Annotated in this window: 11 protein-coding genes; 1 reads left to right on the forward strand and 10 read right to left on the reverse strand. The window is 63.3% G+C overall.

Annotated features, from left to right (window positions below; all coding sequences use genetic code 11):
* Window positions 1-65: 65 nt before the first annotated feature.
* The 8 genes from GYH26_RS08255 to GYH26_RS08290 form a co-directional block, all read right to left on the reverse strand.
* Window positions 66-1,544, reverse strand: coding sequence for a glycosyl hydrolase 53 family protein (locus GYH26_RS08255; RefSeq protein ID WP_161541248.1), 1,479 nt, complete (start codon window positions 1,542-1,544; stop codon window positions 66-68).
* Window positions 1,544-3,043 carry a RagB/SusD family nutrient uptake outer membrane protein gene (locus GYH26_RS08260; protein ID WP_161541249.1) on the reverse strand — a complete coding sequence of 500 codons (1,500 nt, stop codon included), beginning with the start codon at window positions 3,041-3,043 and terminating at the stop codon, window positions 1,544-1,546. The genes GYH26_RS08255 and GYH26_RS08260 overlap by 1 nt, the downstream gene beginning before the upstream one ends.
* A 37-nt stretch (window positions 3,044-3,080) precedes the next feature.
* Entirely contained in the window at window positions 3,081-6,236 is a 3,156-nt protein-coding gene (locus GYH26_RS08265; RefSeq protein WP_161541250.1) for a SusC/RagA family TonB-linked outer membrane protein, read from the reverse strand.
* A 35-nt stretch (window positions 6,237-6,271) separates the two neighbouring features.
* Entirely contained in the window at window positions 6,272-6,844 is a 573-nt protein-coding gene (locus GYH26_RS08270; RefSeq protein ID WP_161541251.1) for an RNA polymerase sigma factor, read from the reverse strand.
* Window positions 6,845-6,854: 10 nt separating this feature from the next.
* Window positions 6,855-7,739, reverse strand: coding sequence for a FlgD immunoglobulin-like domain containing protein (locus GYH26_RS08275; protein ID WP_161541252.1), 885 nt, complete (start codon window positions 7,737-7,739; stop codon window positions 6,855-6,857).
* A gap of 168 nt (window positions 7,740-7,907) precedes the next feature.
* Window positions 7,908-8,384, reverse strand: coding sequence for a thioredoxin-dependent thiol peroxidase (gene bcp / locus GYH26_RS08280; protein ID WP_174238078.1), 477 nt, complete (start codon window positions 8,382-8,384; stop codon window positions 7,908-7,910).
* 74 nt (window positions 8,385-8,458) lie between these two features.
* Window positions 8,459-10,432, reverse strand: a complete 1,974-nt coding sequence (locus tag GYH26_RS08285; RefSeq protein ID WP_161541253.1) for an alpha-ketoacid dehydrogenase subunit alpha/beta — start codon at window positions 10,430-10,432, stop codon at window positions 8,459-8,461.
* Between the two features lie 162 nt (window positions 10,433-10,594).
* Window positions 10,595-12,028 (reverse strand): sugar transferase, encoded by a 1,434-nt coding sequence (locus tag GYH26_RS08290; protein WP_161541254.1) that lies wholly within the window; start codon window positions 12,026-12,028, stop codon window positions 10,595-10,597.
* Between the two features lie 139 nt (window positions 12,029-12,167).
* On the opposite strand from GYH26_RS08290, the gene GYH26_RS08295 reads away from it, so the two are divergent.
* Window positions 12,168-13,139 carry a radical SAM protein gene (locus GYH26_RS08295; RefSeq protein ID WP_161541255.1) on the forward strand — a complete coding sequence of 324 codons (972 nt, stop codon included), beginning with the start codon at window positions 12,168-12,170 and terminating at the stop codon, window positions 13,137-13,139.
* Here GYH26_RS08295 and GYH26_RS08300 read toward each other — a convergent pair.
* Together GYH26_RS08300 and GYH26_RS08305 are read right to left on the reverse strand one after the other, a co-directional pair.
* Window positions 13,133-13,747, reverse strand: a complete 615-nt coding sequence (locus GYH26_RS08300; RefSeq protein ID WP_161541256.1) for a Uma2 family endonuclease — start codon at window positions 13,745-13,747, stop codon at window positions 13,133-13,135. The genes GYH26_RS08295 and GYH26_RS08300 overlap by 7 nt on opposite strands.
* A 2-nt stretch (window positions 13,748-13,749) precedes the next feature.
* Window positions 13,750-14,496 (reverse strand): TonB family protein, encoded by a 747-nt coding sequence (locus tag GYH26_RS08305; protein ID WP_161541257.1) that lies wholly within the window; start codon window positions 14,494-14,496, stop codon window positions 13,750-13,752.
* Window positions 14,497-14,499: the final 3 nt, after the last annotated feature.

Below are 14,499 nucleotides of genomic sequence, written 5' to 3' on the forward strand. Positions count from 1 at the left end.
AAACGCGCGGTCCCTCCTCGTCGACCGACGGGGAGGGACCGCGTGTGCACGTCCGGAAGGTGCGGCTATTCGGGGATGTAAAACAGCCAGCGGCTTTCCGTACGGTCCGACGTCTGCACGCGGAGCAGGTAGCGTCCGGTCGGGAGCGCTGCGGGTTGCCAGAAAAGGCGGTGCAGGCCGGCCGGTTGCCGCCCCGTGCTCAACGTGGCTACAATGCGTCCCAGTACATCGAGCACCTGTACGGTAACCTGCTGCGGTCGGACCAGCCGATACGTTACGGTGAGGCGATTTCGAAAGGGTACGGGATAGACGGCTTCCAGCAGCACCGGCGTCTCGGGCGTGATGGCCTCGCCGGTGTTCAGCAGATCGGCGTACCACTCGCGGTGCGTCCAGCCGATCCCACCGTTGGCGATCAGGTTGTAGGTGCCCGGCTCGAAGAAGGCCACGTGCTCGAAGGAAGAGCCCTGCCCCCAGGGCGTGCGGCACGGCGTCGAGACCCAGTCCGGTTCCCAGAATACCACTCCTCTCCCACCTGCCTGGATGACCGTGCGCGTCAGGTCCACCATATAGGTGCGCTGCATCTCGGGCGAAAACGGATAGTAGTCGGGATCCGGCGTGTTGAGCAGATTGCCCAGTGCGTCATAGTTGCGCGAGGTCCAGGGGTAGGCGGTCTCCAGCACCATGATCTGGTAATCCGGGAAGCGGTCGACCAGCTCCCGAATCGTAGCGCCCAGCTCGGCAATGCTCCCGCCGTGGAAGGCGTAATAGTACGAAAGCCCCATGATGTCGAAGTCGGTCACGCCCAGACTGATCAGCCGCTGGAAGTGCTGCACGCTGCCGTTCAGGCCGGCGTAGTGGAGTGCGATCTTTGGCATCACCGAGCCCGCGGCCCCGGCATCGCGCACGGCCCGAATGGCCGCATTGAAAAGCTGCGCGTGGCGTGACCAGCGCCAGTCAACGGGATTAATCCCGTTGTAATTTTCGTCCATGTCGGCGTGAATCAGAATTCCGCTGTTGTTTTCGTTGCCGACCTGGACGATCTCGGGCATGAGTCCTTCCCGGTCCAGTGTGGTCAGCACCGCGTAGGTGTAGGCATAGACCGAGTCTTTCAGCGCCTCCAGGTTATGGGCTACCGAGCGCCAGCGGGCTGGAATGACCTGTCGGCCGGGATCGGCCCAGAAGTCGGAGTAGTGAAAGTCCAGCAGCACCTGCATACCTGCCGCTTTCGCGCGGGCGATGGCCTCCCGCACGTCGGCCAGATCGCTGTACTGCGGCTTGACGCCCGGCGGCTGCTGCAACTGCTGCTGCCAGGTGGGGTCGACCCAGAGGCGGAGCCGGACCAGGTTCGTGCCGTGATCGGCGAAAATCCGATAGATGTCTTTTTCGACGCCCCCTTCTTTGAACGTGGCCCCGCAATCCTCCATCTGGTTCGCGTAGGAGAGGTCGTGTCCGAAATAAAAGGCCTGCGCCCGGGCGGTGCCGTGCCCCACAAGCAGCACCGACACCAGCCCGAGCGCCAGCCACGTACGACGAGGCCGCTGCATCAGTAACCCGGGTTCTGTTCGATGACGCCGCCGCTCTGGTCGATCACAAACTGCGGGATCGGGAAGAGCACGTGGTGCGGCTGCGCGTTGATGCCGCGACGCTGCGCGTACTCGATGAACTTGCCGTGGCGGATCAGGTCCTGGCGACGGACTCCCTCGCTGTAGAGTTCACGGCCGCGCTCGACCAGCAGCGAGTCGCGCAATTGTTCTTTCGAGGTAAACTGATCGGGCGTCCAGGGCGCCACGCCGGCCCGCTCCCGGACCATGTTCACGTACTGAAGGGCCTCGGCTGTGGGGCCGCGCTGCTCGTTGATCGCCTCGGCCAGCGACAGCAACACCTCGGCATAGCGGAAGACCGGCCAGTCGATCTCAGCTCCGGCCGAGGTGCCCAGATCGCCAATGCACTTGAGTGGAATCGCACCGCGCATCCGCTGGCGCGTGATGAGCTGCCCGCGCACGTTCGTGTAACTGTCGAGGATCGTATACAGTCGCTTATCGCCGGCTTCATACTGATCGTAGAAGTCCCAGGGCATCCAGAAACCACCCCACCCCTGCGGCCCGGTGATCGTCTGATCGCCGACCTGTGCCGAGGCGAAATCGTTGGGGAGGATTTCCATCCAGTACCAGTTGGGCGACGAGGCGTCGGCCGGCACCGCGTAGATCAGCTCGGGATTGCGCTCCTCACAGATCTGCGTGTACTCGGGCATCAGCGTATAGCCCATGTTCATGAGCTCACGGGCCACGTTTTCCGCCTCGGCCCAGCGTTTCTCGTGCATGTAAAGCCGAAGCAACAGCATGCGGGCCACGCCCTTGCTCACCCGTCCCCAGTTGGCGGGATCGTCGTTGTATTTGTCCGGCAGGTTCGGGATGGCCTCCTGGAGATCCCGCTCGATGGCCGCCACGTATTCTTCGCGGGAAGGACGCGGCGTGATTTCCGTGCTGTAGAGCGTGGCGGGATCCAGTTTGACGTTGACCGGCCCGAAAAAGTCGTACAGGATGTACATCAGCCAGGCCCGGAGCACCTTGGCCTCGGCGATGTAGCGGGCCTTGATGTGCTCCGGTACCGGCGCCGTGGATTTTTCGATCTTGTCGATGACGTCCGTAGCGCGGGCCACGTAGCGAATCTTCATGTAATTGGAGGCTTCCACGCCGGAGAACGTGGCCGGTCCCCAGGAGAACGTGGTGAAGGTCGGGTCCCAGCCGGTGGCGTACTCGTCGGTAGTGATTTCGCTGCGGGCCCAGTAGGTTTTGCGGTCGTGGTTGTAGAGCGCCGCATACCACTGGCCGTCGCCCAGGTCTGTCGTACCCCAGTCGGTCGAAAAAGCATTGTAGATGGCGACGACCGCGCTGTTGAAGTCGGCTTCCGACGAGAAGAAGGTCTCCGGTGTCAGTTCGCTGTACACTTCCGGCTCGAGCATATCGGAGCAGCCGACCAGCAGCGTGCCGGTCAGTCCGATCCATGCCACGAGCCAGGCGGTCGATAGACGAAAGCGTTTCATGGCGATCAACTCGTTGTTTTCGCGTTAGCGTGTCCCTTCAGAATCCCAGTTCCACCCCGACGGTCACGGTGGTGTATTTGGGGTAGGGATTGGGCTCGGTGTATTCCGGATCGAACCCCGGATAGTCGGTCAGCACGCCCAGATTCTGCAGATCCACAAACAGCCGGGCGCGCTGCACGGTAGAAGCCACGCCGCCCAGCCAGCGCCGGGGGATCGTGTAGCCCAGCGTAATGCTCTTCAGCCGGAGGAAACTGGCATCGTGCAGGTCGAAATCCGTATTGCCCGTCGGGTTGTTCGTGGCGTAGGGGTTGGCCGCCACCCCCGGCCGCGTGCCGTCCGGCCGGTCCGTCGACCAGATCTCCCGGGCGTAGATCGTCGTGTTCATTGGCGTGGTAAGCTGCGAGATCGCATCGACATTGGGCGCGAAGTTGTTGTACCGCTTGAAGCCCAGGTAGCCGTAGACGAACACGTTCAGATCGAAATTTCCGATCGAGATCGTGTTATTCAGGCCCAGTTGCCAGCGCGGCGTGGTGTTCCCCAGGATGACCACATCCTGCGCATCCAGCACGCCATCGCCGTTCTGGTCGACGAAGATCAGGTTGCCCAGGTTGGCATTGGGCATATAGTCGGGACGATCCGCCTCTCTGCGAATGATCCCGGCCGTCTCCCAGCCGTAGATGACGTCCAGCGGATCGTGCTCGCCCACGTAAGGTGGCAGCGGCACCTGCGGGTTCCGCTCCACCCAGTAGCTCTTGTAGTAGGAGAGCGTCAGGTCGGTATTCCAGCGGAAGCGAGAGCCCGTCAGGTTGTCGGTGTGCAGCGCCAGCTCGAAGCCCCGGCTGCGCGTGGAGCCCACATTGTCGGCCACGCGCCCCACCGGATTGTTCGCAGGCAATGGGTTGAAATCCAGCAGGTCCCGTGCCGTCTTCACGAAGAAGTCCAGCGAGCCCCGCACCCGATACTGCCAGAAGGCGAAGTCCAGCCCGACGTTGAAGGTCTGGACCGTCTCCCACTTCAGATTCGGGTTGGCCACCTGCGAGACGGCCACGCCGTTGTATTCGGTCGCGCCGATCAGGAACGGATAGCCTGCGCTATAGAGCTGCAGCGTGTTGCCGCTGAGCACGCTTTCGTTGCCGGCTTCGCCGTAGCTGACGCGCAACTTGAGCTGCGACAGACCGCTCACGTTCTGCATGAAGGGCTCTTCCGAAATCAGCCAGGCGGCCGAAACACCCGGGAAAAAGCCCCACTTGTGGTTTTCGGAGAAAATGCTCGAGCCGTCGCGACGGGCTACCAGCGTCAGTACGTAGCGGTCATAGAGCGAATAGTTCACGCGGGCAAACTGCGAGAGCTTCGTGCGCGAGCTTTTCCAGGAGTCTACGATGTTGCGCAGTCGGTCGCTGCTGACCTCCAGGTTGTGGTAGCTGAAGGCGTCCGTGAAAAAGCCCACGCCCTGCATGAAGCTGCCTTCCGTCCCGCCGCGGTAGTAGCCGGCGCCGGCGACGGCCGTCAGGTCGCCCGGGCCCAGCCGTCCCGTGTAGGTCAGGTACGACTCGGCGCTGTAGTTCTGAACGCTGTTCGTGCTTTTCTGCGCCATGCCCTCGGGCAACACGTCGTGGTCAGCCCGACGCGGCAGATAGAAGCCACGCAGCGTGGTCTCCTCCTGAACCTGACCGACGACGGTAAGCTGCAACTGGTCGGTCAGATCCACCTCCAGCGTGGGCGCAGCAAACAGCGAGGTTACCCGGCTGTCGTCGTCGATGATGAGAAAGGCGGCCGGGTTCATCTGGATGCGATAGTAGGACTTCGTAAAGTTGCCATTCTCGTCATAGACGGGCACCGTGGGCGCGAACGTCATGGCGTTCTGAATCATGTTGAATTTCTCCGGTCCTCCGGCATTAGCACCCGTCGAGGCGTTGTTGCCTTCCAGCCGCGTGGCCTGCGTGCGGAGTTTGAGCCGTACGCGGGAAGAGATTGTCTGGTCGACGTTTACCCGAAGACTGTAGCGGTTGAGTGTGGAGTTCTTCAGGACGGCGTCGTTGAGCTGCACGTTGAAGGACGTGTAGAATTGCGTACCGGGCGAGCCTCCACGCACAGCGATATTGTGTTCGATAATGCGCCCGTTTTCGGAAATCAGGTCGATCCAGTCGGTGCCTTTACCGGCCGCCTGAATGTCCGCGTCGGTAAAGAGCGGCGTGTAGGGCGTCACACTACCGGGATCGCGCGTGCCGTAGGGCGGGAGCCCGTTTTCAAAAAGGTAGCGGTCGTACGAAAGCCGCCGCTGCTCCTCCATGAACTGGCGGGCGTTCAGCAGCGGGAAGTAGTCCTGCATGAGCTGCGCCGAGTAGCTGCCGCGATAGTCGACGCGCACGGCGCCAGCCCGCCCGGATTTCGTCGTGATCAGCACCACGCCGTTGGCAGCCGCCGAACCGTAGATAGCTGCCGCCGCGGCGTCCTTCAGCACGGTAATCGATTCGATGTCGGCAGGATTCAGAAATGCCAGTGGATCGCGATCCACGCCCCCGTAGAACCCGAGGTCCCGGTCATAGAGCCCCGGATCCGACTGGCGGTACTCGGTGATGGGCACACCGTCGATCACGTAGAGCGGCGTGTTGTTGCCGCGTGGCGAGATGGCGCCGCGCACGTTGACCGAGACGCCGCCGCCGGGCTGCGTGGTACGCACCTGCATGCTCAATCCCGGCACCTTCCCCTGCACCATCTGGTTGATCGAGAGCGTGGCCAGCGGATTCAGTTCCTCTGCGCTGACCGTGGTGACGGCCCCGGAGACCTCCCGCTGCCGCACCGTTCCGTAGCCGATCACCACCACCTCTTCGCCGGTGATCACGGCCGGTTGCAGTTGCACGTCGATCACCGAGCGTCCGGCTACCGGAATGCTGACGGTCTCGAAGCCCACAAACGAGAAGACCAGCGTATCGTTGGGCGAAGGCACCGCCAACGAATAGCGCCCGTCCAGATCGGTAGCCGTGCCAATGGCTGTGCCTTTCACCACGATGTTGACACCGGGCAACGGCTGGCCGTCCTCGGCCGAGGTTACCTGGCCGGACACGACCACCTGGGCATAGACACTCCCGACAGTCCCCAGCCAGAGCAGTCCCAACAAAACCAGCACAATCGTGCCCGGCCGGGCAACGACGGCCGCTTGCCGGACACGTTCCATCAATCGTTGACGACCCATGACCTACCTCTGTTTAGATGGATGACGTACGTTCGTTAGCCGACCGGAGCGTGCGCCCCAGTCGCCTCATGATCTTCCTGCAAGGCCCGTTGCAGGCGACGAAGTGCCCGCCGCACATGCACCTCGACCGTTCGCGGGGAGATGTGCATCAGGCGGGCAATCTCCGGATGACGATACCCGTACCAGCGCGAAAGCACAAAAGCCGTCCGCATGCGCCGGGGCATGCGTGCCAGCTCGGCTTCGAGCAGCCGGTAGCGTTCCCGGAGGAGCAACCGGCTTTCCGGACTGCTTCGCCCCATCACGTCATGCCGGGGTTCCAGCGGCACTTCCAGCCCCTTCCGCAACCGCGCCCGGCGCTGATAGTCGCGCACCCGGTTGCAGACGGCCTGGTGCAGGTAGGCCTCGACGTTCCCGTACACCTTCCAGTGGGCGCGCCGCTCCCAGAGTTTCAGAAACACGTCCTGCACGACATCCTGCGCCGCCGCCTCTTCGCCCAGCCGGCGCGCGGCCACTCCGAGCAACCGCTCGTAATAAGCCCGGTACAGCAGACTGAAAGCCCGCGGGCACCCGCGTTGCATGGCCACAATCCAGGACGTCTCGGTTTCCATTCGCTTTGCTTCAGCGCCGGAGCACGATCGGACGCGCCTGCACGGATGCGCCGGGCCCCGACAGGCGGGCGAAGTACACACCGGCCGGGAGCAACCGTCCACCTTCATCCCGACCGTCCCATTGCACCACGTAAGTTCCGGCCGCCTGGAACGACCGGACCAGCGTCCGCACCGGACGCCCCAGCAGATCATACAGCACCAGTTCGACAGGCCCCGCCTGTCGCAACGTGTACTGCATCCGCGTAAAGTCCCGGAACGGGTTCGGATAAGCAGGCGCCAGCGTCAGCGCCTCGGGAAGGCGTGCGCCTTCCTCCCGCGCCGTGGCCGTCGAGCGGAACAGGCGCACGTTGTCGATCTCGATGTAGGTACCATCATCCCCGATGTTGTCAATCGAAACACCCACACGCCGACCGATCGCCTCCGGCACGTCGCTCGCCGTGAAGCTGACTGAGAACTCCGTCATCAGATCGGCCACTTCCACCGTGTCAGCCGCCGCAATCCGGCGCTCCCCGTCATATTCGTAGATAATGGCGATCTGAACCTGATAGGCCATCCAGCTATTGCGCAGATCGACGTACATCGTGATCACGTCGTTTTCCTGCAGCACGTAATCCGTAAGCTGCCAGATGGCCGGATCCTGACTGGCCAGCCAGGCGGCACAGGTGCCGTCCGTGGCATTACCATTTTCCGAGACGCCCGAGTCCTGCGCCGGCGCGTCCATGTTCCAGCCCGGAATCTGGTCCCAGTCGGTCAATCGAATGCAGGGCGTGCTGCCGTCCGGCGCCTGCTCGAAACTCGGATTTTCCAGCGGAATCGCTTCCTGTGCAAAAAGCGGGGCAGCGCCGGCCAGCAACAGGGCCAGCGTCAGGATTCCGAATCGTAGCGGCTGTCGCATCGCTCCTCCTGGTTGCTATGGTGATGGTGGATTCAATTCGGATATATTCGATAGCACACCGATTTCCTTCACGCAAAAACCTTATAAACCGGTTCAACAACAGAATACAACGATCTTGAACAAAAATCAATGGCTCCGGCCTGTGAAATAAAGGTGAACAGATGTGCGCTATGACAGACCGAACCCCTTCAGCACTTCGTCGGCATGCTGCTCGACCTTCGGGCGGCGGATGACCTGGCGGATCCGGCCGTCTTCGTCGATCAGAAACGTCGTGCGCCGGATGCCCATGAACTTACGGCCGTAGAGCGTGCGCTCGCCCCAGACGCCATAGGCCTGGCAGATCTTCGCCTCGGGATCGGCAATGAGGGGAAAGGGCAGGCCATACTTTTCGGCAAAGCGCCGGTGGCTGTTCGCGTCGTCGGCCGACACGCCCAGCACCACGATGCCGGCCTCCTGCAACCGAGCATAGCCATCGCGCAGGCTGCAGGCCTGCTTCGTGCAGCCCGGCGTGTCGTCCTTCGGATAAAAGTAGAGCGCCACTTTCCGGCCGCGAAAGTCACGCAGGCGGATCGTGCGCCCGTGCTGGTCGATTCCTTCAAAGTCCGGGGCTTCCTGCCCCACCTCGGGCATGGCGTTCTCACTCATCGCTCTTTTGACACTGGTTACAGGAAAGCGACGGCAAGATACCGGACCGATGCCGCTCGGGCAATCGAAAAACCTCAAAAACGAAGCAGGCGCACCAAGGCGGGGCGCAGACGCGGCCGGGCCGAAAAGATCTTTTCTTCGAGCGTGCGTGCGAACGGTACGGGCAGGTCTTCGGCCGCCACGCGCACCGGGGGCGCATCGAGCCACTCGAAGGCCACCTCGGCGATCTCGGCGGCAATCTCGGCCCCGAAGCCGGCCGTCCGGGTCGCTTCGTGCAGCACGAGCAGCCGGTTCGTCTTCTGCACCGAAGCCAGCACGGCTTCCCGATCCCACGGAATCAGCGTGCGCAGGTCGATCACCTCCAGCGAGACGCCTCGCTCGGCCCACCAGGCCGCCTCCTCCAGCGCCCAGTGCACGCCCACGCCGTAGGTGACGATCGTCGCGTCGGTGCCAGCGCGGGCGACGCGTGCCTTTCCCAGCGGCACATGGTAGATGCCCTCGGGGACCGGTCCCCGTACGGAACGGTAGAGCAGCTTGTGCTCGAAGAAAAGCACGGGGTTGGGCTCCTCGATGGCCGTCAGCAGCAATCCTTTGGCGTCTTCCGGCGTGGCGGGCACTACGATCTTCAGCCCGGGCACGTGACAGAACCAGGCTTCTTTCGACTGGGAATGGAACGGTCCGGCGCCCAGTCCGCCCCCGAACGGCGCCCGGATCGTCACGTTGACGGGCTGGCCCCAGCGGTAATGCGTCGTGGCCAGGTTGTTTACGATCTGGTTGAAGGCGCAGGAGATAAAATCCGCGTACTGGATTTCCACCACCGGTTTGAAGCCTTCGATGGCCAGCCCCAGCGCGGCCCCCACCGCTCCGCTCTCGATGATCGGTGTGTTGCGCACCCGTTCTTTGCCGAAGCGTTCGACGAACCCCTCGGTCACCTTGAACACGCCACCGTATTCGGCAATGTCCTGGCCCATAAGCAGCACGCGCTCGTCCTGCTCCATGGCCAGCCGGAGCGCCTCGGAGATGGCGTCCACGAAGCGCAGCTCCCGCCGGGTGGGCTTCGGCGCACGCAGCGCGAGGAAGGGCGGCGCAAACAGATCGGCCCGCTCGGCTTCGGGCGTGCTCTCGACCTCCGGCTGGGCCAGCGCGTATTCGGTGGCCTCCCGCACCTCGGCCTCCAGTTCCGCCTGAATGGCCTTTCTTTCTGCTGCCGAAAGTACGCCCTCACGCTCCAGGTAGGCCTCGAAGCGATCGACAGGATCGCGTTTGCGCCAGTATTCGAACAATTCTTTCGGCACGTACTTCGTGCCCGAGGCTTCTTCGTGGCCCCGCATGCGGAAGGTCTTCATCTCCAGCAGCGTGGGTCCCTCGCCGGCCCGGGCCCGCTCGGCCGCCCGTCGCACCGCGTCGATCACCGCCAGCACGTCGTTGCCGTCCACGACCTCCCCCGGCATGCCGTAGCCGACGGCCGCGTCGGCCACATCCTCGACGGGAATCGCCTCGTGCGCCGGTGTCGAAAGCCCGTAGCCGTTGTTTTCCACCACGAAGATCACGGGCAGCTTCCAGACGGCCGCCAGGTTCAACGCCTCGTGGAAGTCGCCCTCACGGGTCCCGCCTTCACCCGAAAACGCCAGCACGACGAAGTCCTCGCGCTTGAGCCGGGCGGCCAGGCCCAGCCCGCAGGCCACGGGCAGCATGGCGGCCATGTGCGAGATCATGCCGATGATGCGACGCTCGGGCAGACCAAAGTGGAAGGTGCGATCGCGCCCCTTCGTGAAGCCGCCGGCCCGTCCCATAAGCTGGCAGAAAAGCGGCCGCAGCGGCACGCCCCGCGTGGTCCACACCCCCAGATTGCGGTGCATGGGCAGGATGTAGTCGCGCTCTTCCAGCGCCCAGGTGCATCCTACGGCAATCGCTTCCTGCCCGTAGCCGCTGAACCACTTGGAAAGGCGCCCCTGGCGAATCAGCCGTAGCATACGTTCTTCGATCACCCGGGGCAGCAACAGCGCCCGGTAGAGCGCCTTCAGATCCGTCGTCGCCGCAACGCCCATACATGTCGCCGATGGTTGCTCCAGGTCCATACAGCCTCAAACTACGAATCCCATCCATGCAAATGCAGCAGGACGCTACATGGAAGAGCCACGCCGGGATTCGCGGCTTACGACAGCGTCGAAGGAGCACATGTGCCGCTGTGAACGACACGGAACAGGCCGTTACTGACCCTTGCCGGCCAGCATGGTGTAGATGGTCCGGAAGATGATCTTCAGGTCCATGCGCAGGCTCATGTTCTCGATGTAGAACAGGTCGAACTTGACCTTCTGGCGCACGTCGTCGAGGCTGCTGTCGTATTTCCAGCGCACCTGCGCCCAGCCGGTAATGCCGGGTTTGACACGATGGCGGCGGTTGTAGAGCGGGATTTCGCGGGAGAATCTTTCGACAAAGTAGGGCCGTTCGGGTCGCGGCCCCACCAGGCTCATGTCGCCTTTGAGCACGTTCCAGAACTGCGGCACTTCGTCCAGGCGCCAGCGACGAAGCCAGCGGCCGATAGGGGTCACACGCGGATCGTCTTTCGTGGCCCAGACGGGCCCGGTACGCGCCTCGGCATCGACGTACATCGTGCGGAATTTGTACAGCGTAAAGATGCGGCCGTGCTGTCCCACCCGCTGCTGTTTGTAGATGGCCGGGCCGGGCGACGTAAGCCGGATCAGCAGGCCGATGGCGAGCCAGAGTGGCATGCCCAGCACCAGCACCAGCAGCGAAACGGTCACGTCCATAACCCGCTTCATGCTCTGCTCCCAGGCCGGCATGGGCTCGGGCAGCACTTCAATGAGCGGCAGCCCGTACATGTGCTCGGTGCGGGCCATGCCGCCGATGAGCGTGTAGAAGTCGGGCACCAGCTTGAGCTTGACCGGCTTGCCGTCGCACAGACGGAGCACTTCGAGCAGTGCGTCGTGGTCGCGCCCGTCCAGTGCGATCAGCACATCCTGCACGCCGAGTTCGTCGATCAGCCGCGGCAACGCTTCGATCGTATAGGCCGACGTGCCGACCTGCGCAACGGCGACGGCGGCGCCATCCCCTTCGCTTTCGGACACGCGGGGCTGCTCGCCCGGCCGGGCCAGCCGAATGGCGCCCACGATCTTCAGGCCCGCCTCCGGATAGCGTGCCACTTCGTCATAGAGCTGCTCCACTTTGTCGCTCCAACCCACGATCAGCGCCTTGTGCACACCATAACCCCGCACCAGCAATGCCTTCTGCACGGTGCGCACGCCCAGCCGGCCCACCGAGACCAGGCCATAGACCGATGCCCAGTAGAAAAAGATGGCCTCCCGGCTCGAACTGGGCTCCAGCGTGTCGATGAAAATGGCAAACACCAGGATCAGCACGCCGACCGTGACCACCTTGAACAGCGAAACCAGCTCGTCGAAACGGCTTTCGGCGTACCGCTCCCGGTACATGCCCGAAAAGGCGAACAGCAACACCCAGTAGGCCGTCATCAGCAGCATGGGCAGCCAGAACATCATCGGGTACAGCTTCGGCTGCCCGAACCACTGCCACTCGAACCGGGCCAGATACAGCAGCGCATAGGCCAGGCTGAACATCAGGGCGTCGATCGCCAGCAGGGCGATCAGTTCGATGCGGCGCGACACGGGAACGCGCTATGGTTTAAACCATTGATTCAAAAAGAGGTGGTAGCAAACTGCGCGCCGTCGAGAGGCTTCGTTTCGGTTTCGTCTCAGGTTCGTTCCCGTTTTCAATATACAAAAGCCGCGGCAAAAATCCAGCACCATGGCGCGTCCCTGGCCGTCCTACCTGGCACTGAGCCGTGAAGAATGGCGGCGCCGCGTTGAACAGGCCCGCGCGATGCTGGCCGACTGCCGGGCATGTCCCCGCGACTGCGGTGTCAACCGGCTGGAAGACCGCTACGCCGCCTGCAAGACGGGCCGCTATGCACTCGTGAGCAGCTACTTTCCGCACTTCGGCGAAGAAGACTGTCTGCGAGGCTGGAACGGCTCGGGCACGATCTTCTTTGCCCATTGCAACCTGCGCTGCGTCTTCTGCCAGAACTATGACATCAGCCAGGCCATCAAACCGCATAAAGCGCCGCCGGGGCATCCGCCCGAAGCCATTGCAGCCATGATGCTGGAGCTGCAGGAACTCGGTTGCCACAACATCAACCTGGTCACGCCCGAGCACGTCGTCCCTCAGATCGTCGAGGCGCTGGCAATTGCCGTCGAGCACGGCCTGCGCCTGCCCATCGTTTACAACACCAGCGCCTACGACCGCCTCGAAAGCCTGCGCCTGCTCGAAGGCATCGTGGACATCTACATGCCGGACTTCAAGTTCTGGAGCGCGGAACGCAGCCGACGCTACATGAAGGCGGCCGACTATCCCGAGCATGCCCGCACCGCCATCAAGGAAATGCATCGGCAGGTGGGCGATCTGGAACTGGACGACGAAGGACTGGCACGCCGCGGCCTGCTCATCCGGCACCTGGTCATGCCCGGCTGCCTGGACGAAACGCGGGCCATTCTGGAGTGGATTGCCCGCGAGCTGGGCCCCAACACCTACATCAACCTGATGGACCAGTACTACCCGGCCGGACGCGTCAATGGCATGACCTTCCCCGAACTCAACCGTCGCCTGAGCCCTGACGAGTACGCCGAGGCACTGCACATCGCCGCCGAGCTAGGCCTGCATCGGCTGGACCGCCGCCGCCCCCACCCCCGCCTGCTCATGAAAAGCCCCTGGTTCTATTGACCTTTCGGATTTATCTCGGCGAAAATGTCATTCACCGGCACCTCAAAACCCGGCAACAATGCCGAGCGGGCCGTCTCCTCCGGCCCGAATTTGCCCAGTGGCTCGTAGACGTGCCCTCGTAGCACATACACCTCAATGGCGCGACTTTCCGGATCGACGATCCAGTATTCCCGTACGCCGGCCCGAGCGTATTCAAAGAATTTCTCGCCCCGATCCACTTCGCGCGTGTCGGGCGAAAGCACTTCCGCCACAAGATCCGGCACGCCGCAGACCTGCTCTCCGATCCGATCGGCATGCGCACGGTCGATAAAGAACAGATCTGGCTCCCGAATCTTCCCCGGCCAAAGGCGCACAGGCAACGGCGCAAAGCGTACGATTCCCAGACCATTGGCTTCGACGAACGCCTGCAGCCGCAGAAATAGCCGCTGCAATACCGACTGATGCGTATAGGTAGGATGCGGAGGCATAACAAGACAGCCTTCCGAAAGCTCCACGTAGCGGTTTGTCTCCGGCAGGGCAAAATAATCCGCCTCGGTCCAGTGCCCCTGCGGCGGAAACAACTCCGCCACCGGTGCCAGCCGATGACCGTGCTGTTCAGCAGTCGCCATGATCACTCCAGCCGGAAGCGGAAGGTGATGATGCCGGTCTGGTTTTCCGGCGGAACGCCGGGCGGCAGTGGATTGAAGCGCCAGCGCCGCAGGGCCTCCAGCACGGCACGCTCCAGCGCCGGGTTGCCTTTGATCAGCGGAATGGCCTGCACCACACGCCCCTGCGGATCGACCACGATGCGCACGCGGATGATGGCGTTGACCTTCTCGGCATAGACGGGCAGCGGCGCCTGCACCAGCGTGCGATCCAGCCCCTCGATCAGATAGGGTGCGCTGCGCTGATCCTCCTGGCCTTCTCCTTCATTTCCGGTAGCGGCTCCGGCCGTCCCCTCGGCCTGTCCGCCACCCTGCGGCCGAACGGGTTGTGCAGCTTCGTCGGGCTCGGGCTTTTTGACCTCGGCCGGGTTGTTCTGCGGCTCCGGCGCCACACGCGTTTCTTCGGGCTCGTTGATCCGCTCCTCTTCCTGAACCGGCGGCGTCTCGGGCAGCTCCACCGGACGCGTCTTTTCCGGCAGGGCCGCCGTCTCTTCCTGTGGGGTTTCCGGTTGCGGCTCCGGAGCCGCCTCGTTCGGCCGCGGCTGCTCGGACTGCTGCACGGGACGCCCTTCGGCCCAGGGGCCCAGCTCCACTTCGATGAAGCCCAGCGGGGGCACCTGCGTCAGCTGCACGTGCTTGAAGGCCAGCAACAGCAGCACCAGTGCGTGGATGACCAGGCTGGTCAGCAGTCCGATCCAGTCGTTGCGTTTCATGGC

Source organism: Rhodothermus marinus (genome assembly GCF_009936275.1).
Classification (GTDB): Bacteria; Bacteroidota; Rhodothermia; order Rhodothermales; family Rhodothermaceae; genus Rhodothermus; species Rhodothermus marinus_A.